Raw genomic sequence first — 26,587 nt, forward strand, 5'->3', positions numbered from 1 at the left:
TATGTCGGTTCTGGAATATCACGGGTGAAAACCGCTAGATATCGAGGAACCTGACGTCCTTGGCGTTCTGCTGGATGAAGTTTCGGCGGGACTCGACGTCCTCGCCCATCAGCACGGCGAAGATCTGGTCGGCGGCGGCTGCGTCCTCCATGGTCACCTGCAGGAGGGTGCGCCGGTCGGGGTCCATGGTGGTGTCCCAGAGTTCGGTGTAGTCCATTTCACCGAGGCCCTTGTAGCGCTGGATGCCGTTTTCCTTTGGAATGCGGCGGCCCGCTGCCTGGCCGGAGACCAGGACGGCGTCGCGCTCACGGTCGCTGAAGACGTAGTCGTGGGGTGCGTTGGACCACTTGATCCGGTACAGCGGCGGCTGCGCGAGGTAGACATAGCCGTTCTCGATCAGGGGGCGCATGTAGCGGAAGAGCAGCGTCATCAGCAGCGTGGTGATGTGCTGTCCGTCCACGTCGGCATCGGCCATCAGCACGATCTTGTGGTAGCGCAGCTTGCTGAGGTCGAAGTCCTCGCCGATGCCCGTGCCGAACGCCGTGATCATGGACTGGACCTCGTTGTTGCCGAGTGCCTTGTCCAGGCGTGCCCGCTCCACGTTGAGGATCTTGCCGCGGAGCGGCAGGATGGCCTGCGTTTCGGGGTTGCGCCCGCGTTTGGCCGAGCCGCCTGCCGAGTCACCCTCCACCAGGTACACCTCGCACTTCGAGGGATCCTTCGAGGAGCAGTCGGAGAGCTTGCCCGGCATGCCGAAGGACTCCAGCGGGCTCTTCCGGCGCGCGTTGTCGCGGGCTTTGCGTGCAGCCATGCGTGCCTGAGCCGCGGAGATCGCCTTGCGGATCACGTCCCGGGCGGGGCCGGGATTGCGTTCCAGCCAGTCGCCCAGCTGGTCGGTCACCACGCGCTGGACGAAGCCCTTGACCTCGGAGTTGCCGAGCTTCGTCTTGGTCTGGCCCTCGAACTGGGGCTCGGAGAGCTTCACGGAGATGACTGCCGTCAGGCCTTCACGGATGTCGTCGCCGGTGAGGTTCTCCTCTTTTTCCTTGATGATGCTCTTCTCCCGCGCATAGCGGTTGATGAGCGAGGTCATTGCGGCGCGGAATCCCTCTTCGTGGGTGCCGCCCTCGTGGGTGTTGATGGTGTTCGCGTAGGTGTGGACGCTTTCGGAGTACGCCGTGGTCCACTGCATTGCCATCTCGACGGCGATGTGCCGCTCTGTGTCCTCGGTCTCGAAGGCGATGACGTCCTCATGGACCACATCCACCTTCTTGCTCGAGTTCAGGTGCTTGACGTAGTCGAGGAGGCCCTCGTTGTACTGGTAGACCACGGTGCGGTGGTCGGCGAGGACCTCGCCCTCAGTCAGCACGCCGTCCAGGTCCAGGTCGCCGGCTTCATCCGTTCCTGCTGCGGACTGGCGCTCGTCCGTCAGGGTGATCTTCAGCCCCTTGTTGAGGAAGGCCATCTGCTGGAAACGGGCGCGGAGCGTCTCGAAGTCGAATTCCACGGACTCGAAGATGCTCGGATCCGGGTAGAAGGTCTGGGTGGTTCCGGTGGCTTCTGTTTCCTCACCCTGGACCAGGGCGCCCTGGGGCTTGCCGCCGTCGGCAAAGGACATGCGCCAGACGTGGCCCTGCCTGCGGACCTCGGTGTTCACGCGGGTGGAGAGGGCGTTGACCACGGAAATGCCCACGCCGTGGAGGCCGCCGGACACCGCGTAACCGCCGCCGCCGAACTTGCCGCCGGCGTGCAGGATGGTCATGACCACCTCGACGGTGGGCTTCCCCTCGGTGGGGTGGATGTCCACCGGGATGCCGCGGCCGTCGTCGATTACCTTGACGCCGCCGTCCGCCTGCAGAACCACTTCGATGTGCGTGCAGTACCCTGCGAGGGCCTCATCCACGGAGTTGTCCACGACTTCGTACACCAGGTGGTGCAGGCCGCGCAGACCGGTGGAGCCAATGTACATGCCGGGCCGTTTCCGCACGGCCTCGAGGCCCTCAAGAACGGTGATGTCGCTGGCGCCGTACTCCCGCGGTGTAGCAGTCTCCGCCGGAGTGCCGGACGTCCGGGCATCCTCCGCTACAGGCTCCACTGCCTCGATATCTGCATTGTCGTTAGCCACAGGCGCTTTCGACTCCTCTATGTTCGATGATGGCCGGCCTCCGCCGTCCGCCGGGGAAGGCGTCCGCCAAAAGGCACGTCACTGCCAGCGCCGGCTGCTCGGTTGACTTGCGGTACCGCTCCCGCACGAAAAAAAGCGCGGGAAAACGGACTCAGTCAACGTTTCACCGGCGCCCAGTTATCTAGAGGAATTCTATCGTGAAACGTGGTCGATCCCCGCATTGGCGGGGCGCCGACGCGGCCCAATGTGCCTCTCGCTGGCCATTGGCCCCGCCTGCAAGGCTCCAGCAGTCCCCGTTTTGGACTCCTATACGGCCGACGGCGGTTTGAGCGCCCTGCACGCCGTTTGAGCTTTGTTCTCAGAAGGCACAATCGGAACCGCAGCTGTCGACGCTATCCGTAGGTGTCCCTGGGCCCGCGTCCGTTGACGGTGCGTCCGCCCTTGCGCCAGTTCGGTGCCGCCGGGCCCAGCACCTGGATGCTGGTGACCACGCCATCACCGAGTTCGGTGCGGAACTTTTCCAGCAGGCTCATGCTGAGCAACCGGAGCTGAGTCGCCCAGGCAGTCGAATCACACCGGACGTGGAGGGTGGTGTCGGTGAAGCTTTCCGGGGTGCAGTGGGCGGCGATTTCCGGTCCCACCAGCGCCGGCCACTCGGCCATGACCGAGCCGACGGCGACCGGCGAGGTCCAGCCACGCTCGGCGACCAGCCGGCCCACGACTTTTCCCAGCCCGAGGGGATCGCGGCCGGTGGAGTGGAACTGGCTGAAGCCCCGCGTGCCCTGGGCTGCGGTGCGCGGTTTTTGGCCGGCACCTGCCGGCGGCGCCTTCCGGCGGATTTCGCCCCGCGCGGCCGCTGCCTCACGCATCCTGTTCAGCGCTGCCTGGGCGGCATCGATTTCATCGGGATCGCGGCCCGGCTGCAGGCCGCCGTCCTTATCCCTGTTCATCGATTCCTCCCGGGATGACCTTCACCCGCCGGCCCGCAAGCTCGTCCGGAATGTCGGCGTCGACGGCGGCGGTCACCAGCACCTGCTCGGCGCCGGCAACTATTGCGGCCAGTTTACGCCGCCGCTGGACATCGAGTTCGGCGAAAACGTCGTCCAGGATGAGGATCGGCGCCGACCCTCCGGTGCGGGCGTCGTCGAGCATGACGTAGTAGGACGCCAGCCGGAGGGACAGGCACATGGACCACGTTTCGCCGTGCGAGGCGTAGCCCTTGGCGGGGGCCTGTCCGAGCACGAGTTCCAGCTCATCCCGGTGCGGACCCACCAGCGAGATGCCGCGTTCGAGTTCCTTGCGGCGGGACGCCGCCAAGGCCTGGATGTAGCGTTCGGCGAGCTCTTCCACGGACAGCTGGCGAAGATCCTCCGCCTGGCTGCCCGGGGCGGACGGTGCCGCCGAAGCGGCGGCCGGCTCGCCGTCGTCGTCCATCATGTTCTGCAGCGTTGACCGGTAGATCGCATCCGCGGCTTTGGAGCCGTCGGTGAGCTGGGCGTACGCGTTGTTGAGGTGCGGCCGGAGGCGCTCGACAAGTTCCAGCCTGGCGTGGAGCAGTTCCGCGCCGGCGCGGGCCATGTGCTGGTCCCAGACATCGAGGGTCGCCTCGTGGCCAGCCGTGAACTTTCCGGCACGGGCCGACTTCAGCAGTGCGTTGCGCTGTTTGAGCACCCGGTCGTAATCACTGCGGGTGGCGGCGTGCCGGGGAATAAGGCTCACCAGAAGCTCGTCCAGGAAGCGGCGGCGGTTTGACGGATCGCCCTTCACAAGCGCCAGGTCCTCCGGAGCGAACAGGACGGTGTGGCAGATGCCCAGCAGGTCGCGCGCACGGACGGGGTTGCTGCGGTTGATCCGCCCGCGGTTGGCGCGGCCGCCGTTGATCTCCAGCTCAAGAATGGTGGACTGTTCGCCCCGGACCAGCTTCGCGCGGATCAGGGCGCGGTCGGTTCCGAACCGGAGTAGCGGACCGTCGGCACTGACCCGGTGGGAACTGAGGGTGGCCAGGTAGCCGATGGCCTCCATCAGGTTGGTCTTGCCGATTCCGTTGGAACCGACCAGGACCGTGACGCCCGGGTCAAACCGGAGATCCACCTGGGCGTAGCTGCGGAAATCCGTCAGGGACAGGTGTTCTAGGTACACTACTTGGCTGGCCGGGTGGCATGCCCGCCGAACTGGTGGCGCAGCGCGGACACCATCTTCATGGCCGGCGAGTTGTCCTCGCGGGAGGCGAAGCGGGCAAACAGCGCAGCGGTGATCGCCGGGGCCGGCACCGCGTTGGCGATGGCTTCTTCCACGGTCCAGCGGCCTTCACCGGAGTCTTCGACGTAGTCGTCGATCGAGGCCAGTCCGGGATCCTCGTCCAGAGCCTTCACCATGAGGTCCAGCAGCCAGGACCGGACGACCGTCCCCTTCTGCCAGGCCCGGAAGGTTCCGGGCAGATCCGTGACGATTTCCTTGGCGGCGAGCAGTTCGTAGCCTTCGGCGTAGGCCTGCATCAGGCCGTACTCGATGCCGTTGTGCACCATCTTGGCGTAGTGGCCCGCGCCGACGCCGCCCACATGGACGAAGCTGTCCGCGCGGTCACCTTCCGGACGGAGTGCGTCAAAGACCGGAAGGGCTCGTTCGATGTCCTCGGCGTCGCCGCCGGCCATGAGTCCGTAACCGTTCTGCAGGCCCCAGACTCCGCCGGAGACGCCGCAGTCAGCGAAGCGGATTCCCTTTTCGGCCAGGGCGGCGCCGTGCTTCTGATCCTCGGTGAAACGGGAGTTGCCGCCGTCGATCACCATGTCGCCGGGCTGCAGCTTGGCACCGAGCTCGGTGATGACGGCGTCGGTGATTTCACCCGCCGGGACCATGACCCAGATGAGGCGCGGCGCGGGAATTGCCGCGATGAGCTCGTCCGTGGAGGCGACGTCGGTGACCTCTGGGTTGCGGTCGAAGCCGGTGACCTCGATCCCGCCCTTGCGCAGCCGTTCGCGCATGTTGAAGCCCATTTTTCCAAGGCCGATCAGTCCGATATGCACCGTGGGAACTCTTTTCTGCGCGGATGGTTGGGGGCTGGTGACCCAACTAGGTAGCAGATCAGGGCGTTCTGGACGTTCAGAAGCCCCTCAGCTGCTACCCAGTTGGGCGTGTGGCTTAGTTAGGCAGGCGCACCGGCATTACGAGGTAGCGGTAGTCGTCCTGATCTTCGCCGTCGACGTCATTCTGCGCCGTGATCATGGCCGGCTTGGGTGCCGTGGTGAAGGAGAAGCGCACGAACTTGGTTTCGATCACGCTGAGGCCTTCAACCAGGTAGTGCGGGTTGAACGCGACGGTGATGTCATCGCCGGACAGCTGTGCCTCAAGTTCTTCGGAGGCCTGAGCGTCCTCGCCGGTGCCGGCGTCCAGGTGCAGCTGGCCCTGGGTGAACGCGAGCCGGACCGGGGTGTTGCGTTCCGCGACGAGCGAGACACGGCGGACGGCTTCAACCAGCTCCTGGGTCTGAACGGTGGCGTGGATCGGGGTGGAATCCGGGAACAGCGAACGGATCTTGGGGTAATCGCCGTCGACCAGCAGCGACGTTGTGGTGCGCCCGCCGCTTTCGAAGCCGATGAGGCGGCTGTCGTCGTCGGCGATGGCGAGGTTGATGTCACCGCTGCCGCCCAGGGTCTTGGCAACCTCGTTGAGGGTCTTGGCCTTGACCAGGGCGCTGGTGGAGATGCCCGGAGTGACGGGCTTCCAGGGAACCTCGCGCATGGCGAGCCGGTAACGGTCCGTGGCCAGGAGAGTGATGAGGTCGTCCTCGATCTCCATCCGTACGCCGGTGAGGATCGGAAGGGTGTCGTCCTTGCTGGCGGCGATGATCACCTGGGACACCGCCTGGGCGAACGCGTCGCCGGCGACTGTTCCGGTGATGGTGGGCAGTGCAGGCAGCGGGGGGTATTCGGCCTCGGGCATGGTGGCGAGGTGGAAGCTGCTTCGGCGGCAGGTAAGTGTCACCTTGTTGCCGTCGGTCTCGATGTCCACCGGCGCTGACGGCAGGCTGCGGCAGATGTCGGCCAGGAGCCGCCCGGAAACCAGGATGGTGCCTTCGTCCCTGATGTCGGCAGGAATCTCAAGCCGTGCGGAGGTCTCGTAATCGAAGCTGGACAGGCTGACGGTCCCGGATTCGGCCTTGAGAAGGAGGCCGGACAGCACGGGTACGGGCGGCCGCGGAGACAACGACCGGGCTGTCCATGTGACGGCTTCTGCCAGGACGTCCCGTTCGACTCTGAACTTCACGGAAGGGTGCCGCCTTTCATTGCTGCTGCCATTTTCTGAACGGGAACTCGCCAGGAGCCCACAAGACCGTTGCCCCCAAGTCCCGGAACCTGCATGGTCCGCGCATGGCCGACCGCAAACAGACCCAGGGATGGGAGCGCTGCAGACAGCTTAGCCGGAACTACAGGCATTCCCCATCCCCGGCATTGATGCCGGCTCAGCCGGCGGCCCTTCGGCGGGCCATCGGCCGGTGCGGTGGAGGTCCGGGAACGAGATTGTTGTTTGAGGGATTTCAATTTTTTGGGATTAGTAGTGTTAATAACTGCTGTGGAAACTGTGGATAACCCGGTTTCCCGGCGCGGATCCGCGGTTAAGCCCTGTTCATGGACTGTGGGTTCGGCAGGTTTTAAACAGGCTGTGGATGGGGACAAGATTTTTGGCCCGTTTCGGTGATCCACAGACGCCTTAAGGGTTTTAAGCCCATTAACCGCGGTTGTCCCCTTAACTGTCCACAGGGTTATCCACACGCACCTGTTAATAAGGTTAAGAACCTTGGATCAGGAGTCGCGCTGCTGCTGCTTGATCCGGTTGGTGAGCTCCGTAACCTGGTTGTAAATCACACGGCGCTCGGCCATGAGTTCACGGATCTTGCGATCGGCGTGGATCACGGTGGTGTGGTCGCGGCCACCGAGCTCCTGGCCGATCTTGGGAAGCGACATGTCAGTCAGCTCGCGGCACAGGTACATTGCGATCTGCCGTGCGGTCACCAGCGTCCGGGTCCGGGACTTGCTGCAGAGCTCTTCCATGCTGAGCTTGAAGTAGTCCGCCGTCTGCTGCAGGATCTGGCTCGAGGTGATTTCCTGGGCGCCGTCGTCGGTGATGAGGTCCTTGAGCACCATCTCCGCAAGGGCCACGTCCACCGGCTGGCGGTTGAGGCTGGCAAATGCCGTGACGCGGATGAGGGCGCCTTCGAGTTCGCGGATATTGCTGGCGATCTTCGAAGCGATGTACTCCAGCGCGTCGTCCGGGGCCGAGAGGCCTTCGCTGAGCGCCTTCTTCCGGAGGATGGCGATACGCGTTTCGAGTTCGGGCGGCTGGATGTCCGTCAGCAGGCCCCACTCGAAGCGGGATTTCATCCGGTCCTCGAAACCTGCCAGCAGCTTGGGCGGCTGGTCCGAGGTGATGACCACCTGCTTGTTGTTGTTGTGCAGCGAGTTGAACGTGTGGAAGAACTCCTCCAGCGTCCGGTCCTTGCCGGCCAGGAACTGGATGTCATCGATCAGCAGGACGTCGACGTTGCGGTACGTCGTCTTGAAGCTGGCGCCTTCGTCGTCGCGGATCGAGTTGATGAAGTCGTTGGTGAATTCCTCGGAGTTGACGTACCGGACGCGGATGCCGCTGTAGAGGCGCCGGGCGTAGTGGCCGATGGCGTGCAGCAGGTGCGTCTTGCCCAGACCCGAGTCGCCGTAGATGAACAGCGGGTTGTAGGCCTTCGCGGGGGCTTCTGCGACGGCGACGGCTGCGGCATGGGCAAACCGGTTTGAGGATCCGATCACGAACGTGTCGAAAACGTACTTCGGATTGAGCCGGCCGAATTCGTGCGACGTGCTCGGCAGCATGGGCTGCGGCTTCTGCTCAATGGAGGGATCGTTTGCGAGGGAAAGCTCGACGGCGGGTTCCGGCTCGTCGTGGATGGGCACCAGATCGGTGTCGACGTCGATAGCGCAGCGGATGTCGTCCGAGAAGACGTTGCGGAGCGCGTCGTCAAGTGCGTCCTTGACCTGCGTCTGGAGGACTTCGCGGGTCAGTTCGTTGGGGACTGCGACGAGGAGCGTGGAACCGATGAGGCCCTGGGCCTGCGCGAGGATGACAAAGCCGCGTTGCCGGGGCGAGACGCGGTCGTCCTGTTCGAGAAGATTCACCACGCGCCGCCAGGAACTTCCGACAGTGTTGGCGTGGTTGGCTTCGTCTACTGTCATCAAATTTGGTTCCTCAAAGCTTGCTGCCTGCATTACATGCAGCCGCAAGCCCGGAACCAGGGTGCTGGCCCGGCTTAATCCACAGGGTTATGCACAGTCCGTGGATAATCGGCTACTGAGACACTCTAGGGGATGAAAAGCCTAGAAGATAGCTGGGAAGTGCCTTGTGGATAATTACACCGCTGTGGTTCGAAAACGGCGTTTGTGAGCCGCTTCATCCACAGGTCCGGCGCCCGGTTAGCCACAGCTGGGGAAACACGCCGGGCGGCCTGCTGGTTTGACTCGCGTCGGCGTTTTGCCCTAACGTTGTGGAGTCCTTTGTGCCTGCTTTCTGACCCTATTTTGGACTTCCGGACACTTCGCGTGTTCGGAAAAACCTGGGGAAGCAGACACATACAAAACTTAGCGTCGGCCAGTTCTTCCCCTTACTGATCGGGTGGGCGCACCTTTGATCCACTGGAGTAACTAACGTGAGCAAGCGGACTTTTCAGCCGAATAACCGCCGTCGGGCCAAGAAGCACGGCTTCCGCCTTCGTATGCGCACCCGTGCCGGCCGCGCCATCCTGGCCGCCCGCCGTGGCAAGGGCCGCACCGAACTGTCGGCATAAATACTGACTTGTCGGTCTTCTTCCTTCTGCGAGATTAGCGGTGCTTGCCACCCGTAACCGCCTGAGGACTTCAACCGATTTTTCAACAACTGTACGTTCCGGCGTCCGCAATGGACGCCGGAACGTAGTGTTATATACGGCAACTATCGGAGCCGACGAACCCAGCCGGATCGGGTTCATCGTTTCCAAAGCTGTCGGGAACGCTGTTGCCAGGAACCTCGTTAAGAGGAGACTTAGAGAAGCCGGCGCTGTCTCGCTGCGCGAGTACGGCACCGGATTCGCTATTGTGGTGCGTGCTTTGCCCGCCTCCGCAACAGCCAGCTGGGATGAACTCCTGGCGGATTACAACGCCGCCCTGGAAAACACCATGAGGCGGCTGGCTGGCCGCCTTCCGGCGGTGACCGGAAAACGGCCGGCTGGAACGCCACCGGACGCGACAACACAGGAAGGGACACAGCGTGCTTGACCCGACTGCCGCCGTCGTCCGTTTTCCCAAGCGTCCCGCCAAGTCCGCAGCAGCGGCCGTGGGCAGCTTCATCTGGAACCTGCCCCGCAACATCCTCATTCTTCTGCTCTTGGCCTACCGCAAGGTGGTTTCGCCCTTGTACGGCCAGGTATGCCGCTTTTTTCCCTCCTGCTCGGCCTATGCGCTTGAAGCCGTCACCGTCCACGGCGCTGTCAAGGGCAGCTGGCTCGCGGCCAGGCGCCTGGCACGCTGCCACCCGTGGAACGCCGGCGGTGTGGACCATGTCCCCGCCGGCCGCCGGGAATGGCCTGAAAACCAGACCCCCAGAATTGTTGTGCTGAACAACCCGGACAAGTACCTGGCTGCTCAGACTGATGAAGAAGGCCGCGCTGCGGCCTGACGAATAGGGAAATCGTATGGACTTCTTTGGAACAATCATGGCCCCGTTCAAATGGCTGGTCTCAGTCATTATGGTCGGCTTCCATGACGGATTGAGCTTCATCGGCCTGCCGGCCGCGAACGGCTGGACCTGGACGCTGTCCATCATCGGGCTGGTGCTGGTGATCCGTGCTGCGCTGATCCCCGTGTTCGTCAAGCAGATCAAGGCCCAGCGCGGGATGCAGCTGCTGCAGCCCGACCTGAAGAAGATGCAGGACAAGTACAAGGGCAAGACCGATCAGCTTTCCCGCCAGGCCATGGCGCAGGAGCAGATGGCCCTGTACAAGAAGCACGGCACCAACCCGTTCTCTGCCTGCCTCCCGATGTTGATCCAGATGCCATTCTTCTTTGCGCTGTTCCAGGTGCTCTCCGGCATCAGCTCCGCCAAGGCAGGCGGCCAGGGCATTGGCGCCATGAGTGTTGAGCAGGTCAGGCAGTTCGACGAGTCCAGCATCTTTGGTGCTCCGTTGTCCGCGACCCTCCTTCACGGCACGCCCCCCGGCGGCAACGTGGTTGCGGTCTGGATCCTTTCCATCGTGATGATCCTCGCCATGACGGCCTCGCAGTTCATCACGCAGAAGCAGATCATGGCCAAGAACATGTCCGAAGAGGCCATGGCCAGCCCGTTCATGCGCCAGCAGAAGATGATGCTGTACATCCTCCCCATCGTCTTCGGTGTGGGCGGCATCAACTTCCCCATCGGTGTCCTGATCTACTGGACCACCACCAACCTGTGGACGATGGGCCAGCAGTTCTTTGTCATCCGCCGCATGCCGACGCCGGGATCCCCCGCCGCCAAGGCCCTCGCGGAGCGCCGTGCCGCCAAGGGCCTTCCGGCCCTTCCCATCCTGGGCGGCAAGAAGGCCGACGCCGAAGCGGAAGCAGCTGCCGCCGCTGCAGTTGCGCAGGCCCGGACGCAGCGCACTCAGCCACAACGTAAGAACAGGAAGAAGAAGTAATGTCTGTTGAGAGCTCTGAACACGCACTTTCCGCTGATCCCAGCGAAGACCAGGACTCCGTTGCCGGCACCGTGAACGCGGGCAAGGGCACCTCGGCAAGCCGCCTGGAAGAAGAAGGCGACGTCGCCGCCGACTACCTTGAGGAACTGCTCGACATCGCCGACATCGACGGCGACATTGACATTGAGGTCCGCAACGGACGCACCTACATCTCGATCGTGACCGAGGAAGAGTCCGCCGGGCTCGAGAGCCTCGTGGGCCGCGACGGCGAGGTGCTGGAAGCCCTGCAGGAACTGACCCGTCTGTCCGTTCTTTCCGCGACGGAGAACCGCTCACGCCTGGTGCTGGACATCAACGGCTACCGCAAGGAACGCGCGGGCCACCTGCAGAAGATCGCAGAGGACGCCGTCGCCTCCGTCAAGGAGACCGGTGAAGCCGTAGCCCTGGAGCCCATGAGCGCCTACGAACGGAAGATCGTGCACGACGCCGTTGCCGACCTTGGCTTCGTCAGCGAGTCCGAGGGCGAGGGTGCAGGCCGGCACATCGTCGTTTCCGCCGACTGAACCGTTGGCTGACTTACTGATGGTTGAAATGACTGCAGCCGAGCGCCAGGCGGCGGAGAAGATCTTCGGTGACCGCCTTGGCCTCGCTGAACGGTACGTCGAACACCTGGCGACCTCCGGGACCGAGCGCGGTCTCATCGGCCCAAGGGAAATCCCCAGGCTCTGGGGACGCCATGTCCTGAACTGTGCGGTGATTGAAAGCGAAATTCCGCAGGGCAGCCACGTGGCCGACGTCGGAAGCGGCGCCGGCCTGCCGGGCCTGTGCCTGGCCATTGCCCGTCCGGACCTGGAACTGACCCTCATCGAACCGCTGGAGCGCCGGGTGATCTGGCTGCAGGAAGTGGTTGACGACCTCGGCTTGAGCAACGTAACCGTTATGCGCACGCGTGCTGAACTGGCTGTGGGGATGGTGACGGCCGACGTCGTGACCGCCCGGGCTGTGTCCGCCCTGAGCAACCTTGCCGGCCTGACTATCCCGCTGCTAGGCGGCGAGGGTGAAGTCGTGGCCATCAAGGGCCGCAGTGCTGCCGAGGAGATCGAGAAGGCGGCCAAGGCCATCCGCAAGCTCGGCGGTGTGGAGACATCCGTTGTCACAGTAGGACAAAACCTGCTCGAAGAACCCACCACGGTGGTGCGGATCGTAGTTAAGAAGACCCAAAAGAGCGCCTAGCCCCGCACGGTGCCGCGGGTCCATAGGGTGTAGCGGTTAGGCTAGAGAACGGCAGTGAAAGCCGAACGAGAGTGAGTGTGTCCCAGTGACCAGTAGCGAAACCTCCACGCAGCGGATCCCCCCGTTCGTGTCCCTGGGGTCGGCGCGTGCCTTTGGCGTATCACCGGTCGCTACCACGGCAAATCAATTCAATCCGGTTGCAGGAACTGTTGCCGCCAAGGTTTCACGTGAAACCGCGGCCCGCGGCAACGTCTTGGACACCCTGGATGACTCGAGCCCCATCGCCCGGGAGCTCGCGCACGAGAACCGGCGGCGGGAACGGCTCCTGGGCCGTAATCTGCCGAAGCCGGAGAAGACGCGAATCTTCACGGTTTCAAACCAAAAAGGTGGCGTGGGAAAAACCACCACCACCGTGAACATCGCTGCGGCCCTGGCTGCCGCCGGCTTGAACGTCCTGGTCATTGACATTGACCCGCAGGGCAATGCATCCACGGCACTGGGCATTGAACACCACGCCGACGTCGACAGCATCTACGACGTGCTAATCAACGATGTGGCGCTTGAGGATGTGGTGGCCCAGTGCCCGGACATTAGCAACCTTATCTGCGCCCCGGCCACCATCCACCTGGCAGGTGCCGAGATCGAACTGGTCTCCCTGGTGGCCCGGGAGCAGCGCCTCCGCCGAGCCATCGATGTCTATGCCAAAGCCCGGCAGAAGAAGGGCGAGCAGCGGCTGGACTACATCTTCATCGACTGCCCGCCCAGCCTGGGTCTGCTGACGGTCAATGCGTTCTGCGCGGCCGGCGAGGTTCTCATCCCCATCCAGTGCGAGTACTACGCCCTCGAGGGCCTGAGCCAGCTGCTGAAGAACATCGAGATGATCCAGAAGCACCTGAATGCGGATCTTGAAGTTTCCACCATCCTGCTGACCATGTACGACGGCAGGACCAACCTGGCCGCCCAGGTCGCAGCTGAAGTCCGGCAGCACTTCCCGGACCAGGTCCTCGACGCCGTCGTTCCCCGCTCCGTGCGCATCTCCGAAGCGCCGAGCTACCAGCAGACCGTCATGACCTATGATCCATCCTCCAGCGGCGCGTTGTCCTACCTGGAAGCCGCAGCGGAAATCGCTGAGCGTTAGAATTTTCCAAACACAGCAACAGCCGGAGCCCGGCATAGCCGGGCTCTTCCGATGGAGGGAATCATCCATGAGCGATAAGCGACGCGGGCTCGGTCGCGGTCTTGGCGCACTCATTCCAAGTTCCGCTTCCGCAGGCGCTTCGGGTAACGGAGCAGCTCCGTCGCGCCCTGTGGATCTCTTCTTCCCGGAGGCGCGGAAAACGGCCGAACCCGTTCCTGCCGTAGAGACCGACATGTCTGTCCTCGATGACGCGCCGGCGCGCCGGTCCGGCCGGAAGGCTGAGGCCCAGGCCGAAGCCGCGGTCGAAGGTGGTGCCGACGCTTCGGATTCGGCGAGGCCCTCGGCTGCGAAGTCCACGGCGAAGACGCCCGCCAAGGATTCTGGTGCGGGTGCGTCGAAGTCCGCCGGTGGTGCCAAGCCCACTGGTGCAGTCAAGCCCTCTGGTGCGGCATCGGCCGCGAAGTCCGAACCTGCTGGGCCGGACGCCGTGGATACACCGAAGGCTGCCGCCGATCCCCGAAAGGCGGACTCCGCCGTTGTCCTGGATAACGACGTCGAACTCGTCGAGGTGCCGGGCGTCCGCTTTGCCGAAATCCCGGTCACGGACATCCATCCCAACCGCAAACAGCCCCGTACCGTCTTCGATGAGGACGATATGGCGGAGCTTGTTCACTCGGTTCGCGAAATAGGCGTCCTCCAGCCAATTGTGGTGCGTACTTCAACCGAAGAGGGTGGAGAACCGTATGAGCTGGTCATGGGTGAACGCCGCTGGCGTGCAGTACAGGCTGCCGGACTCCCCACGATCCCGGCGATTGTCCGTGACACGACGGATGACGACCTGCTCCGCGACGCCCTGTTGGAGAACCTGCACCGCAGCCAGCTGAACCCGCTCGAAGAAGCAGCGGCGTACCAGCAGCTCCTGGAAGACTTTGGTACCACGCACGAGCAGCTGGCGGACCGCATCGGCCGCTCGCGCCCCCAGGTGTCCAACACCCTCCGGCTGCTGAAGCTCCCGCCGCTGGTGCAGCGTCGTGTCGCCGCCAATGTGCTCTCGGCCGGCCACGCCCGGGCTCTCCTCTCGCTTCCCGACGCAGCGTCCATGGAGCGCCTCGCGCAGAAGATTGTGGCCGAGGGCATGTCTGTTCGCGCCACCGAGGAAGCAGTCACGCTCCACCGGGAACCCGCGACACCGGCCAAGAACAACATTCCCCGCCCGGGGGCACGCCACGAGCGTCTGGACTACCTGGCCTCCTCGTTGTCCGACAGGCTCGACACCAATGTGAAGATCTCACTTGGTGCGCGGAAGGGCCGCGTGAGTATCGAGTTCGCGAGTGTTGAGGACCTCAACCGCATCATGGACGTTCTCGCACCAGGAAGCGACAACTAAGAACTCAGTCGAAGATCAGGGCCCGTTCAGGTGAACGGGCCCTTTTCTGTTTGCTGTTCATCTTTGCTGTTCGCGGATTGTTTCGACGGCGGTATCTAGGGCCGCTTGGCTGAATCAGGCGGCTTGATGGCTGCCTGGCCGTTTCACGTGAGTGGGGCATGTGGCCGCGGGGTGAACCTGGAAGAATCGTAAATGCGCGGGAGTCTGGAGACCTGAGCGTTCTGGTGTCGTCCTGCAGCTAATTGGGTACAACGGGGAAGTTTTTGACGGGCCCGTGGAAGTCTGTACGTTTGTGGGCAGATGCGCGGGCGGCTTTTGGGGCGCCTATAGTATCTAGGGGCGATTTCAGAGCGTTCTAGGCGGTCTGAACAGCCTCCTCGTTGGCTCTGCCTTGTTGCGTCGGGCTTGACCGCGCTCATGGGCGCGTTAGCCCGCCCGCCGGCCTTTTGGCAGCCGTGGTTGACCTCCTGGGGGTTTGCGCCGTTGTATATCCTTATCTTCTTTGGTGGCCCGTTCACAACGCGCACGAGCCCATGTGGGGTGGCGAATCCGCATGATTCGCAGGGTTTTTGTTATCGAAGCCTGGAGCATGTGCAGAAGCCACTCCCCCTTCTACTGCACTGGCGTCTATGTTCCATGTGCCCGCGGCGCCGTGCACGGCCCTGAAGCGCCGCAAAATGCGGATGCGCCGTCAGGCGCGTTGATGTTGTGGAGCTGAATTGCCCGTTTGTTCCCTGAGCTTCCCGGTTTTGGAGGGCATGTTTCACGTGAAACCAGCTCCAATTGACGCAGGGCGTCGGCTCCGGCGAAGGTCAGTACGCCCACACAGCTTGTTGATTGAATAGCGCCCGCCGTTCTTGTTTGTCCCGCCGACCGTGAGGGATAGCGGCCGCAGGTGTTGATAGCTACTCAAGGCACTTCGGAGTCCCATATCACGCTGGAACCCGATGCGGTCCTGCAGAACGTTAGTGCGTATCCATATGGTCCGGAGTCCATCGGAGTCGATCGGCGCGCGGTAAGCGACGCTGCCTATATTTTCTGAACTCCCCACCGCTCCCCCGGCCTGTGGATGCTCGGTCACTTTCGCTCATCTTGGCGGTCCCGCATTAGCGCGTCTCCGTCCAGGCACTAGGCCATCTGCAGACCGAGATCGGCAGCCTGGCCGAAATGGCTTCGCTGTCCGTTCACTGACGGCCCAGCCCTTCTTGGTGCCGCATCCCCGCTGGTTTCGCACCCTTCTGGGGGGGGCTGGGGAGACGCGCTGCCGCGCCCACGTTTCACGTGAAACAAGTGGCGCGTGGCGAGAAGGTCATGCACCGAACCCGGATATCAAGTTGGCGGCTTCCCCACTGGCTTCTTTGCGCTGCTGAGACAGGCGCAAAGGCTGCGATTCTGGGAAGCATTGATGCTAGGGCACTTGTGTTTGCGGTAAGGCGCCGTCGCGAAGGAGGACGCAACTGTGAGCGTCCCGGCGTGCCCAACCCTCCCAAGTGCGTCAGAAGGAAGTGTCGACTCGGTACAAACAATTACGGAGGCTGAGTTCGACCGAACCAGGAGGGCCAGTTGCTTCGTCAAAAGCGGCTGGTGATTCGAGGGTGTGCTGCTTGAGCTCGCGGTCGCAGCTTGTCGCCTCGCTGGGCTGAGGGCTCGGTGCCCATTCGTGGATCGTCGGTCGATAACGCGGGCATAACGGACCAAACGCTAATCGCCCGCCTTCACCCCGCAGGATGTTGGCAGCCTGGCAGCCCTTGCGTGTCGGCAGGCGAGATACGCTGGCGCCCGCGCGTGTCGTTTTCCCCAGAGGGCGCGCCGCAGGCCTAGGGGGCCTGGTGGCGGTCCGCGGTTACCCAGGCTAATGGGCCCAACCAAACTGCTGATGCTCGCTCAGCTCTCACCTCAGCCCCGGTAGGGCCGACGACAGTTTCACGTGAAACGCGCACCTTTGCTAAAGGCGGCCTGCCGAGCCCTGCGGCGCCGTTGGAATAGCCGCCCCACTCTGTCAGGGACTGGACAGTCAATGTCGGACCACGGGACACATGGAGCGCAACGACCAGAAGGCCGGGAGCCCCCACGCCTCGAACTATTGGTCCCTCACGGAGTTGCCTCTCTATTGCGAAGCAGAAGAGCCGCGGCCGGCGGCACGTGAAGCTCACGAACAATGCCAAGTGGCCGATTAGCGACGACACGGATTCTCGGTGCTCTGCGCGGCGTTTGGCCACGCTGGAGTAGACCGTGCCCTCCGAGCCATATCGGTACCATTGCTCCAACCCCCAAACTCGGCCGGCCTGCTGTTCGGCATGCTGTCTCACTTCCCCATGCTCGCTTCCCTGCCGGCGCCGAAGTCCGTCCCGACTCAGCATCTGACCACCAGTGCTGCAGCTGTCAGTCAGTTTGCGAGCAATAGTGGAGTACCCAGCCCGGTCTAGCGCTCACGGTGTTTGCCTCTCAGGGGCCCGACGGACGCATGCGCGACCATGTTTTTGTCAGTTGTCCGCGAGCATATTTAGCTGGTGATAACCCGGTGGATAAGGCTGTGGATAACCCTGTGGGTAAAGCTGGGGATATGACACAGCTTGCGGGCTCCCGCATCTGGACCGACCGAGCCACCGACCTTCCCGGGTAGTGACCCCCTTCGCGACTGCTGGCCGTGTTTCACGTGAAACACCCGTACCCGCTGGTGCTTCCGCGTGCCACATCGCAGCACGCACGCATTCTGCCACGGTCGTCAATCATATTTGGTGGTGCGAGGTCCATTTTGCCTAGCCGATTCCGCGCACATCGGCGGCTCCTTCCACCACAGGTGGGCCCGCGGGGCTCGACAGCCCCAGTGCTCAAGGAGCGGCGCCTTGTGATTCTGCTCACGGGCCCCCGACTCTAATCCACAGGCCGACTCATCTGGCTGTGGATAACCCTGTGGATTCCGCTGTGGATAAACGTGTGAATAATGTCATGGTGAGACTCCATACATCAGCACATGACGGGCCACCAACATACCGACCGCTGGACATTTCTCGATGCGCCACAGCGACCTAGGCGAGGGTGCTGAGCTTCCCGAGGAGCGACTCCATTTCCAATGGTGATCTGTGGCGCACGATGGATGATGGCCGTTCCCAGCTTCTAGGTATGTAGCCAGCCGTCCGTGCGGCACCTCTGGCCGTCAGGCTCGTGTGCTCGACTCAGCAGGCTCCTGACCAAGAGCACCAACAGGTGACCGCAAAGTGGGACATCGGACGCCCGCATCGTCATATCCGCGCGAAGGACAACGCACGGCTCCGGGCCTGGAAAGGAAATGAGCGCGCCGCTGACGGTGGCACTGTCTGAATACGGATTTCCGTGACTGGCGCGGACTCGTGACTGAGCGTGGTTGAGGTGCTGTTTCCTGGGCGTCGGTTCCGATGTGGCCCGTGTGTTGCGCTGAAGGAGAATACCGTCCCGTAGATGCTTGGATCCTCCGACTAGCTACATGCTTTGCCATGGCTCTTCCCTTTGGGTGATGAGCTGTGGTTATGAAGTCAGGGGATCCTCAGACTGTCTCTCTTTCGGCGTACGCTTGCCGGCACTTACCTCCGCGGGCTTCAAAGTTCATCGGACAAGTGCAGACAATCCGTAAGCATACTGTCTAATGTCGCTAGGGATATGGCTGGGGGTGCCAGTAGGGAGGTGGCAAATTCGTGGGCCCAAGCGGGTGGACCCGGTGAGCGCAGCGGCCCCCTTTGTAGGTGTTCCAGGCCTGCCCCTTCTAGGGGCTGGCCGAGCCGCCGGCCTTCGGACTGCAGGCGATCGAGTGGAGGTCTGAGCCGTCATTGCGACTTGTGCCTGACCGCTTCGGCCGAGTCGTGGGGTCCTGTTATGATCGCCGGGAATCCAAGTCCGTGGTGTGAGGCGCTGTCCTCCGCTTCTGTCTCCGCTTCGGCCTCGGTCTAAGCAACTGCCCAGCAGCGCGTAATCCTCGGCGGGTCGTAGTACTCCGGTTCGCTTTGACCAGCATGCCTGTTCGAGCGATCCGGCCACAGTGCGCCCGCCACCCGTCGTGCCGGCGAGTGGGTCATCCACCTGGTACATGGTGTCTTCGCCCTGCACGATGCGGCCCGTGGATGCCAGATTTGTCGACCGGTTTCACGTGAAACCTCGAGTACTGGTTTAGCCCCCATCTCGTTCTCGGGGTTGTTCTTTGCGCGGTTCCGGCTCACAGTGATTCCACGAATGTTTGGCGTCCATACTGATCTGGTGACCGGCTGCGGACTCACAGGATGACGTTGCAATTGTCTCTTTCGCTCCGTCATATGTTCCGTGGATGGTGCGCGCAAACCTGTCTTCGACGGGTCCCCACCGCCGCGTTGAAGAAGCGGGCTAAAGTGCGGACACGTTGAGAAACAGGGGTGTGGAGCGGGGAATGTCGCCTGGCGGTAGGCCATGCACGACTCGACTGTGTACTAGTTCTGCATCCAGCGCCCATTTTGCGGCCACGACTGAGTAGGGCCGTGTTTCACGTGAAACGGGGACAATGCAGCGGTAGCACAGGACGGTGAACGTGCCCTGTTTCACGTGAAACTTAGAAGCGGTTTTCGGAGCGAGCGGTGGCGTCGGTGACAGCTGGAGACTAGCGGCCAGAAGCCAAAGGACTTGGCGGCGCCGGGCGCAAAAGCCTTGGACGGCGCGCATGGCCCCCTGACTTCGCGGGACCTGATTCTCCATAAGGGGCATTTAGTGCAGGGATGCAGCACGCTTGGTACCAAATCACGCTGAAATGACGTCTGAGGATTCCAAAAGCAGCCGAAAGGCATTAGAGAACTCCCCAGGGCGGCTGCGGTCAACGGCGGGTCCACTTTTGTGCAACCGCTCTGCTCCCCTATGGTGGTGTTCACTGAAAACAGGACGCGCAATTTGCTGGTGGCGCTGGTGTCGTTGACGCTGAGGTACCGACGGTGTGCGGCACGTCCGTCGATGGTCGGACCTGAAGCTTGCAAAGTTTCCCGCTACGGCCGGCGTACAGGGAAATGGATGCCGTCGAATTCACGCACCAGCAAGTTACGTCGTCTGCCGGAATGAGTGTCGCCGTCGCGCAATCGACGCGGCGCTGTGCGAATGGAGCCTGGGCAACGGGCGCTAAGTGCCTCGTCAGGAGTCTTCGGATTCCCACCTGGGAATCGGGGAGCGCAGGTGGTGCTAACCAGAGAAGGCCTGCAATCCATTTCGCGTTCCTGCAGGCGTTTTTTGGTCGGTCGGTTGGGGAACAACGCACGATGCATGGGCTCTACCGACTTAACTCGCTATATATCGCTACTTAAGTTGTGCTCCCACATCAACCGCGCCTGGGCCATCCGAGAGCCAATCATACAAAAGAAGTTCTTGGGTTGGCGTTGAACTTCCCCGTAGGCGGTGTGCGGAGAGACAGTGGCCCGATAGCTTCGACTCGTCCCTTCTTAGGCGGGCGACGCTGCCAGTGTCGCAGGGGTTAGGACCCGAGTGGACCGGGCTTGTTTCACGTGAAACGACCCCGAGTGGCCGTGCCCGGACCGGCAAACTCTGGGTGCGAGACCCATGACGCCCCACGTGGACTAGGTCAGCGCAGTGCGCACAGGAGGAGCTGAAGCAGAGGGACCGCGCATATGAATGCGATGTCACGCCGCTTGAGAGGCTGGCAACAATTTGGCAGCGTGCCTGGCGGCGTCCTGATGAGACCTCAATCTGCATCACCATGGACCCGCGGCTTGTGCGCGCCAGCGAGGATCATCCTGTTCCCGGCAAGAAGGAACGACTCTGGAGGCAATCGACACGTTGGCCTCGCTATGAGGATGGTAGATGCCCGCCGTGCTCGCCGCCAACCAGAGACCGGCAAATACTCCCCGATCGCCAAACACCACCTTCACGCGGTAGGTCGACTGATCCCGCGTAAAGCGCAGGCAGTTCAGCGTGGCATTCATCTGAAGGAAGGCGGCACGGCGCTGAGGAGGTACGGGCTCATTTGCCAAAACGGGTTCAATTGCTAAGGAGTGGGAACGTCCGCGCAGCAGTCAGTTGCGCGGCCCCAAACTATCAGCTTGCCGTCGTTTCACGTGAAACATCCGCTGCACTTGGGCCAATTCCGACGCTCCAGGACGGAATCGGCTTCGAAAGCAGCTGGGGCGCGGTGCCGGACGCTGGCTTCACCGAGTCCACTTCAGCTGAGGGGTTCTGAGAGATGAAAGGCTCGGAATACAACCGACAGAGCGCTATTTCTAAATCCACGTGACGTCAATTGAGGAAGTACCAGGAGAAAGAGATACGACGCGGGCCGAATGTGCGACTGCACTCCCTCGGGAGCGAACAAAAAGGCGGCCACCACTCCCCTTGGAGCGATGGCCACCTCTTCGCGAATTGGTGCCGGCGCTGCCTGAACGGTTACCGTGCAGGCAGCCACCACAGAGGCGCGATGCCTCTAGGACAGGACGTCCGCGAATTCCTTCTCAAAGAACTGCTTCGGCTTGGCGCCAATGACCGTGCTCTTCACTTCGCCGCCCTGGAACAGGTAGACGGCAGGAATCGAGGTGATGCCGTACTCAGCGGCGATGGCCGGGTTGTCATCGACATTCACCTTGACGACGTTGACCTTCTCGCCGTACTCCACCGAGATCTCATCCAGGATGGGGCCCAGCTTCCGGCACGGACCGCACCATTCAGCCCAGAAATCAACGATTACCGGCTTGTCAGCAGCGAGTACGTCAGTGCTGAAGCTTGCGTCAGTTACATCTTTTGCGTTGCTCATAACCCTTGTCTCTCTCTTCGGATGAATTTCCGCGCCGGTCAGGCGTGAAGGTCTGCGAGGTAGTGCTCGACGTCAATCGCCGCGACACAGCCGGAGCCGGAGGCAGTGATCGCCTGGCGGTAGGTCGGGTCCACGACATCGCCGGCGGCGAAAACCCCCTTGACGCTGGTACGCGAGCTGCGGCCCTCGACGGCGATGGTCCCGGCATCCGTGATTTCGAGGCTGTCCTCGATCAGCTCGGTGCGAGGATCGTTGCCGATGGCCACGAAGACGCCGGTCACGGCAAGTTCGGACTCGGTGCCGTCGACCAGGTTCTTCAGCTTCAGGCCGGTGACCTTGTCTTCACCGAGGACGTCCTCGACGGCGGTGTTCCACACGAAGTTGATCTTCTCGTGGGCCTGGGCACGGTCACCCATGATCTTGGAGGCCTTCAGCGTGTCGCGGCGGTGCACCACGGTCACGGACTTGGCGAACTTGGTGAGGAAGAGGGCTTCCTCCATGGCCGAGTCGCCGCCACCGATCACGGCGATGTCCTGGTCCTTGAAGAAGAAACCGTCGCAGGTTGCACACCAGCTGACACCGTGGCCGGAGAGCCGCTTTTCGTTGGCCAGGCCGAGCTCGCGGTACGCCGAACCGGTGGACAGAATGATGGCGCGGGCGCGGAAGGTCTCCCCCGTTGCGATGGTGACAGTCTTGATGTCGCCGTCGAGGTCCAGGGCGGTAACGTCCTCGAACTGGATCTCCGTGCCGAAGCGGGCGGCCTGCTTTTCGAAGTTCTCCATGAGGTCCGGCCCCATGATGCCCTCGGGGAAGCCCGGGTAATTCTCGACGTCGGTGGTGTTCATGAGCTCACCGCCCGCGGTGACGGAGCCAGCAAGCAGCAGCGGCTTGAGGTTGGCGCGGGCCGTGTATACGGCGGCTGTGTAGCCTGCGGGGCCGGAGCCGACGATGATGACATCACGTACTTCTGACGTGCTGTTTTCTGCGGTGCTCACTGAACGGTGAACCTCTTCCTTTGTCGATGCGCCAGCCTTCCGGCCAGCCACAGGGCACAACTGATTGGCAGTGTGGAATATTCCAAACGTGTTTGGAGGCAGACGGAAACGCCCGTGCCTGCACGGAAACACCGCCACGGGACTTTCCACAAGGGTACCGCCTCCGGCCACCTCAGGGCATGCCGGTTACGCCTTAATGGAACGTGACTGCCGAACGGCGGTAGCGCCTACTGGACCTTGATCTCCGCGAGCCGCAGGCCGTAGCCAAAGCGGGTCTTCGGGGCGGCGAGCTTGGGAAGGTTCTTGATCGAGATGATCACGTACTGGGCCGTCACCGGTTCGGCCAGCGGCATGGTGAGGTCCGGCGAAGTGAAGCTGTTGGTTCCCACCTGCTTTGCACCGTCCAGCGACGGGCGGTCATTCGTGTACACCGTGATGCTTCCGCCAGAGGCACCCAACTGGTTCAGGGTGATCGAGGAGACCTGGGAAGGGCTCTTGAGCTTGACCACCAGCGGCACACCCTCGGGAGCAAGACCGCCCCAGTCCTCGGTGGCAAACTCCATGTCGGACCAGTAGCTGGCAGCATTTCCGTCGAACGCCTTGCCGAGGTCGTCGTCGTACGTCGCGGCGAAATCAAAGTTGCCCTGGCGGGTGATCCCCTCTATGGCCGGCGGTCCTGCCGCCGGAGCGGTGCTCTTGGTCGGCGTTCCGGTGCTCGGCTGGGCAGCGGCCGACGGCGGTGCGGAGGTTCCGGGGGTCGCTTCCGTTTGCGGTGCACTCCTGAAGAGGCTGCCGAGGTTGGTCACGGCGAAGATGAGCCCGACGATCAGGACGGCCGCGAGAAGACCACCGACAAGCCAGCGCATGGAACGCGGTTCCTTCTGCGGCTCGTCGTCTTCATCGTCGTAATAATCGGCAGCCGGAGCTGCGCCGGTGCGGGCGACGGCAGGGAAATTCCCGGCACGGCGATCCTGCTCCTGCGCGTTGTTGCCCTCGTCGCCGTACTCGTCTTCGGGGACATAGTCATAGTCGTTCTCGGACCACAGCGAGACCTTGGACGAGTTGTGGCCGTCACCGGAAGCTGCGGCACCGGCAGCAGCTGCGCCTGCGCCGGCGGCGCCGCGTGCGGCGTTTCCGGAACGGTTGGTGTCGCGCTGCAGGAGTGCCTGCTCGACGTTGTCGTGCTGAACGGCCTCTTGTCCGGCTTTCTGCTCGCGGCCGTTACCCGGCTGAACCGGCTGCGGCGCAGTGGTCTCCGGGACCCCCTGCCTGTTGCCGCGCGAACCAGCAGCAGCACCGGCTGCCGCGCCGGCGGCAGCCGCGGCAGCTGCACCAGCGGCCGGACCTGCGGCGGGGCGGGCAGCCGGGAGCGGCGGCACGACGGGAGCCTTCCGCACGGGCGCCGTGGGGGCCTGCGCGGGAGCCGCAGCGCCGGAAGCCACGCCGCCGTGGCCGGACCGGCTGGCGGCGGGGCTCGGCGCGGTGGCAGGGTACTGCCCGCCCGGCCGGGACTGGCCCTCGCTGTAGCTCTGCTCGCCGTTGTAGTTGATGTACCCGGCTTCGACCTCGTCGTCTTCGTCGTAGGTTTCGGGTTCGTGGGAGCGTGCCTGGCCAAAGATCTCGCTGCCCAGGGTGTCTGTGAAGAACGGCTCCACGTAGGGCGGGTTGGAGGCGACCACAAGGTCCAGCAGGTCAGCGGCAGAGGTGTGGTTGGTGATCAGGTACGTCGTGGCGTCACTGACTCCAAGGTCAAGGATCTGCACGTTCCCGGGGCGCTCCCCCGTGGCCACCTCGCGGGCGCTTTGGGCCACCTGGTCGGCGTTGTACGGACCGGCCACAAGAATGCTGACCGGACGGTTCAGCACCTGGTCCACACCGTCCAGCACCTGATCCTGGTCATGCGAACTCAGCACTGTGGCCGTGACCTTGTAGCGGCCGCCAAGTACTGATCCGACATCGATCGGGTGGGACACGTGTTCCTCCTAGCCTGTCCGGGAATTGCTTCTGGCCGTGGCGATGCGTCGCCCGGGAAGGCCTCCGGCGCACCGGCGGACCCCTGGTCTGCAACTACCGTTGTTCCCCTCGATCCTAGCCGATGCTGTGCAACGGCCGCGGAAGACGGGGCTGGCAGACTCCCGTCGGGGCTACTTTTTCCTCCGCCGCCGCGACGGGAAATGCGGGTTCTGGCCGGGGGTCCCCTGGTAGGTCCGGCGGCCAGGAAGCGGGATCTCCCCGCGCAGGGCGTTCCCGCGGGCCGTCCCTGGGACATCCTCCTCGGGAAGGTAAGTGGCGCCGTCGTAATCTTCCGGTTCCGGCTGGGGCGCAGGCCCGGCACGGAAGGAGGCGGAATCGAACTCGCCGGAAATCCGGGGAATCAGGCCGGTGTCCGAGGAGACTGTGGCCCGTTCCGGCGTCGGACGCCGAGACGGCGCAGCGCCGGCGGCCGCACCGGCAGCCGAAGCCCGGGCGCTTGCGGGGCCAGCCGGAGCAGCCGCCGGTGCAGCCGAACCACGGCCCAGCCGTCCCAGCAGCGGGCGCAGCAGGTCGCGCAGTTCGGTGACCCGGAACAGCTTCAGCAGCACCAGATAGGCGGCCAGCATGACGGGGCCGACGACGACGATGGTCACCAGGGCGGCGGGCCGGCTGCTCCAGGCGAAGCCGACCGGGCTGTAGCTGCCCATGAGCCACAGTGCCCCCGCGCCGGCAACGGCCGAGCCGAGCGCGGCGTAGCCCATGCGGATGTACGAGGTGATGATCCGCGGACCGTCCAGGTGTCCCAGCAGCCGGCGCAGGAAAATGGCGGAGACGACCACCGAGAGAATATTCCCCGCGGTGTATAGGACGGCGATGGCGAAAATAATCTGGTCGAACGGAAGGAACTGGATGAAGAACGCGGCCACCACATTCACCAGGGCCAGCACCAGCTGGATATAGAAAGGCGTGCGCGCGTCCTCGTTGGCGTAAAAGACCCGGGACATCATGAAGTTGGCACTCATGAACGGCGTGCTGAGCGCCAGGATGGTGAGCGTCTGGGCCAGCATGACGCCGTCCGTGCGGGCACCGCCGGAGAAGAACATGCCCAGCGGGCCGGCGAGGGCGAACAGCGCCAGCGCGCCGAACACCGTGGCCACGGCCATGGTCCGTAGGCCGTGGGACAGGGCATCCCGAAGTGCCGCCCGGTTGCCGTCCTGCGAGGCACGGGTCATGCGGTTGAACAGTACGGTGGCCAGCGAGAGCGCGATGATGGAGTGCGGCAGCAGGTAAAGCTGGCTCGCCACTTCCAGGACCGCGTTGCCCGGAAGCATGTCACCGGCGGGGTCGCCGGCCTCCTGCAGCCGCAGCCGTTCGGCACCGGGGATGGTGGCGATGCGCATGACGTACAGGAACGCGAGCTGGCCGGCGGCGGCCGTCAGGAGCGTCCACACGCTCAGTCTCGCGGCGTGGCCCAGCCCCACCCCGCGCCAGCCGAAACGCGGACGGAGCCCGAGCTTCAGCCGGAACACCGGGACCAGGAGGATGGCCGTCTGGGAGAGGACGCCGATGGTGGAGAAGCCGGCGACGAAGAACGTCTGGGATGCACCCCAGTTATCCAGCGAATGCCGGTTGACATTGTTGGCACCGAAGATCCAGATGAACATGCCGAGGCCGGCAATGGCCACGATGTTGTTCAGGATGGGCGCCCACATGGCCGGGCCGAAAGCACCGTTGGCGTTGAGGACCTGGGTCAGCAGCGCATACAGGCCATAGAAGAAAATCTGCGGCAGGCACCAGAAGGCGAAGGTAACGGCCAGTGCCTTTTGCTGGGGCGAGTAGCCCTGCGTGGTGAGTTCGATGACGGCGGGCGCCAACAGGGTGACCAGCAGGGTCAGCGACAGGAGGACGATGACTGCAAGCGTGAGCAGCCTGCTGATGTAGTCGGCTCCCCTGTCCGCGGCCTTGCTCGCCTTGATGATCTGCGGCACCAGCACGGCGTTGAAGACGCCGCCGGCCACCAGCAGGAAGATCAGGTTGGGCAGGTTGTTGGCGTTGATGAACGTGTCATTAACGGTCGAGCCCAGTCCGAGGGCCGCGCCGAGCATCCAGGTCTTCCCGAATCCCAGCACACGGGACACCAGCGTCCCGGCGGCCATGATGGCGCTGGAACGGGCCTCGCCGGGCTGTGCGGCACTGGAGGCTGCCTCGCTGGCGGGCGTCACACCGGGCGGAGTTTCACCGGGCGGTGTTTCGCCCGGCTGCGCGGGCTGGTCGGAGGACGGATTGGCTGCTGACATC

At 63.5% G+C, this 26,587-nt stretch carries 18 protein-coding genes; 8 read left to right on the forward strand and 10 right to left on the reverse strand.

Annotated features, from left to right (window positions below; translation table 11 throughout):
- Positions 1-34: 34 nt before the first annotated feature.
- The 6 genes from gyrB to dnaA all read right to left on the reverse strand — a co-directional run bounded on the left by gyrB (position 35) and on the right by dnaA (position 8,346).
- Positions 35-2,125: a DNA topoisomerase (ATP-hydrolyzing) subunit B gene (gene gyrB, locus R5O87_RS13950; protein WP_410556541.1), complete on the reverse strand. Its 2,091-nt coding sequence runs from the start codon at positions 2,123-2,125 to the stop codon at positions 35-37.
- 392 nt (positions 2,126-2,517) lie between these two features.
- Positions 2,518-3,075: a DciA family protein gene (locus R5O87_RS13955; protein WP_410556540.1), complete on the reverse strand. Its 558-nt coding sequence runs from the start codon at positions 3,073-3,075 to the stop codon at positions 2,518-2,520.
- Positions 3,062-4,264: a DNA replication/repair protein RecF gene (gene recF, locus R5O87_RS13960; RefSeq protein WP_410556539.1), complete on the reverse strand. Its 1,203-nt coding sequence runs from the start codon at positions 4,262-4,264 to the stop codon at positions 3,062-3,064. Before recF ends, R5O87_RS13955 begins: the two co-directional genes overlap by 14 nt.
- Positions 4,264-5,148, reverse strand: coding sequence for a phosphogluconate dehydrogenase (NAD(+)-dependent, decarboxylating) (gene gnd / locus R5O87_RS13965; RefSeq protein ID WP_462836310.1), 885 nt, complete (start codon positions 5,146-5,148; stop codon positions 4,264-4,266). Before gnd ends, recF begins: the two co-directional genes overlap by 1 nt.
- Before the next feature lie 115 nt (positions 5,149-5,263).
- On the reverse strand, positions 5,264-6,388 hold the full coding sequence (dnaN, locus tag R5O87_RS13970) for a DNA polymerase III subunit beta (protein ID WP_331575237.1): 1,125 nt from the start codon (positions 6,386-6,388) through the stop codon (positions 5,264-5,266).
- Between the two features lie 536 nt (positions 6,389-6,924).
- Entirely contained in the window at positions 6,925-8,346 is a 1,422-nt protein-coding gene (dnaA, locus tag R5O87_RS13975; protein WP_410556538.1) for a chromosomal replication initiator protein DnaA, read from the reverse strand.
- A 470-nt stretch (positions 8,347-8,816) separates the two neighbouring features.
- Between dnaA and rpmH the strand changes: the two genes are divergently transcribed.
- The 8 genes from rpmH (at position 8,817) to R5O87_RS14015 (ending at position 14,575) form a co-directional block, all read left to right on the forward strand.
- Entirely contained in the window at positions 8,817-8,954 is a 138-nt protein-coding gene (gene rpmH / locus R5O87_RS13980) for a 50S ribosomal protein L34 (protein WP_003800212.1), read from the forward strand.
- A gap of 40 nt (positions 8,955-8,994) precedes the next feature.
- A complete protein-coding gene (gene rnpA / locus R5O87_RS13985) occupies positions 8,995-9,420 on the forward strand; it encodes a ribonuclease P protein component (protein WP_377953018.1) in 426 nt (141 codons plus the stop codon).
- Positions 9,413-9,820 carry a membrane protein insertion efficiency factor YidD gene (gene yidD, locus R5O87_RS13990; RefSeq protein ID WP_410556537.1) on the forward strand — a complete coding sequence of 136 codons (408 nt, stop codon included), beginning with the start codon at positions 9,413-9,415 and terminating at the stop codon, positions 9,818-9,820. The genes rnpA and yidD overlap by 8 nt, the downstream gene beginning before the upstream one ends.
- Before the next feature lie 16 nt (positions 9,821-9,836).
- Positions 9,837-10,817, forward strand: a complete 981-nt coding sequence (gene yidC, locus R5O87_RS13995; protein WP_410556536.1) for a membrane protein insertase YidC — start codon at positions 9,837-9,839, stop codon at positions 10,815-10,817.
- The gene (locus R5O87_RS14000) at positions 10,817-11,380 is read left to right on the forward strand and encodes a Jag family protein (RefSeq protein ID WP_410556535.1); all 564 of its coding nucleotides are present in this window, start codon (positions 10,817-10,819) and stop codon (positions 11,378-11,380) included. The genes yidC and R5O87_RS14000 overlap by 1 nt, the downstream gene beginning before the upstream one ends.
- A 19-nt stretch (positions 11,381-11,399) precedes the next feature.
- On the forward strand, positions 11,400-12,050 hold the full coding sequence (gene rsmG, locus R5O87_RS14005; RefSeq protein WP_410556534.1) for a 16S rRNA (guanine(527)-N(7))-methyltransferase RsmG: 651 nt from the start codon (positions 11,400-11,402) through the stop codon (positions 12,048-12,050).
- A gap of 85 nt (positions 12,051-12,135) precedes the next feature.
- On the forward strand, positions 12,136-13,188 hold the full coding sequence (locus R5O87_RS14010; RefSeq protein ID WP_410556533.1) for a ParA family protein: 1,053 nt from the start codon (positions 12,136-12,138) through the stop codon (positions 13,186-13,188).
- Positions 13,189-13,255: 67 nt separating this feature from the next.
- On the forward strand, positions 13,256-14,575 hold the full coding sequence (locus R5O87_RS14015) for a ParB/RepB/Spo0J family partition protein (protein ID WP_410556531.1): 1,320 nt from the start codon (positions 13,256-13,258) through the stop codon (positions 14,573-14,575).
- 6,418 nt (positions 14,576-20,993) lie between these two features.
- Here R5O87_RS14015 and trxA read toward each other — a convergent pair.
- The 4 genes from trxA to murJ all read right to left on the reverse strand — a co-directional run bounded on the left by trxA (position 20,994) and on the right by murJ (position 26,445).
- Entirely contained in the window at positions 20,994-21,320 is a 327-nt protein-coding gene (trxA, locus tag R5O87_RS14020) for a thioredoxin (RefSeq protein ID WP_003800194.1), read from the reverse strand.
- Positions 21,321-21,358: 38 nt separating this feature from the next.
- Positions 21,359-22,315, reverse strand: a complete 957-nt coding sequence (trxB, locus tag R5O87_RS14025; protein ID WP_410556530.1) for a thioredoxin-disulfide reductase — start codon at positions 22,313-22,315, stop codon at positions 21,359-21,361.
- Positions 22,316-22,542: 227 nt separating this feature from the next.
- Positions 22,543-24,288, reverse strand: a complete 1,746-nt coding sequence (locus R5O87_RS14030) for an ABC transporter substrate-binding protein (protein WP_410556529.1) — start codon at positions 24,286-24,288, stop codon at positions 22,543-22,545.
- A gap of 171 nt (positions 24,289-24,459) precedes the next feature.
- Positions 24,460-26,445 carry a murein biosynthesis integral membrane protein MurJ gene (gene murJ / locus R5O87_RS14035; protein ID WP_462836441.1) on the reverse strand — a complete coding sequence of 662 codons (1,986 nt, stop codon included), beginning with the start codon at positions 26,443-26,445 and terminating at the stop codon, positions 24,460-24,462.
- Positions 26,446-26,587 lie beyond the last annotated feature (142 nt).

This window comes from Arthrobacter globiformis (genome assembly GCF_046536215.2).
Classification (GTDB): domain Bacteria; phylum Actinomycetota; class Actinomycetes; order Actinomycetales; family Micrococcaceae; genus Arthrobacter; species Arthrobacter globiformis_E.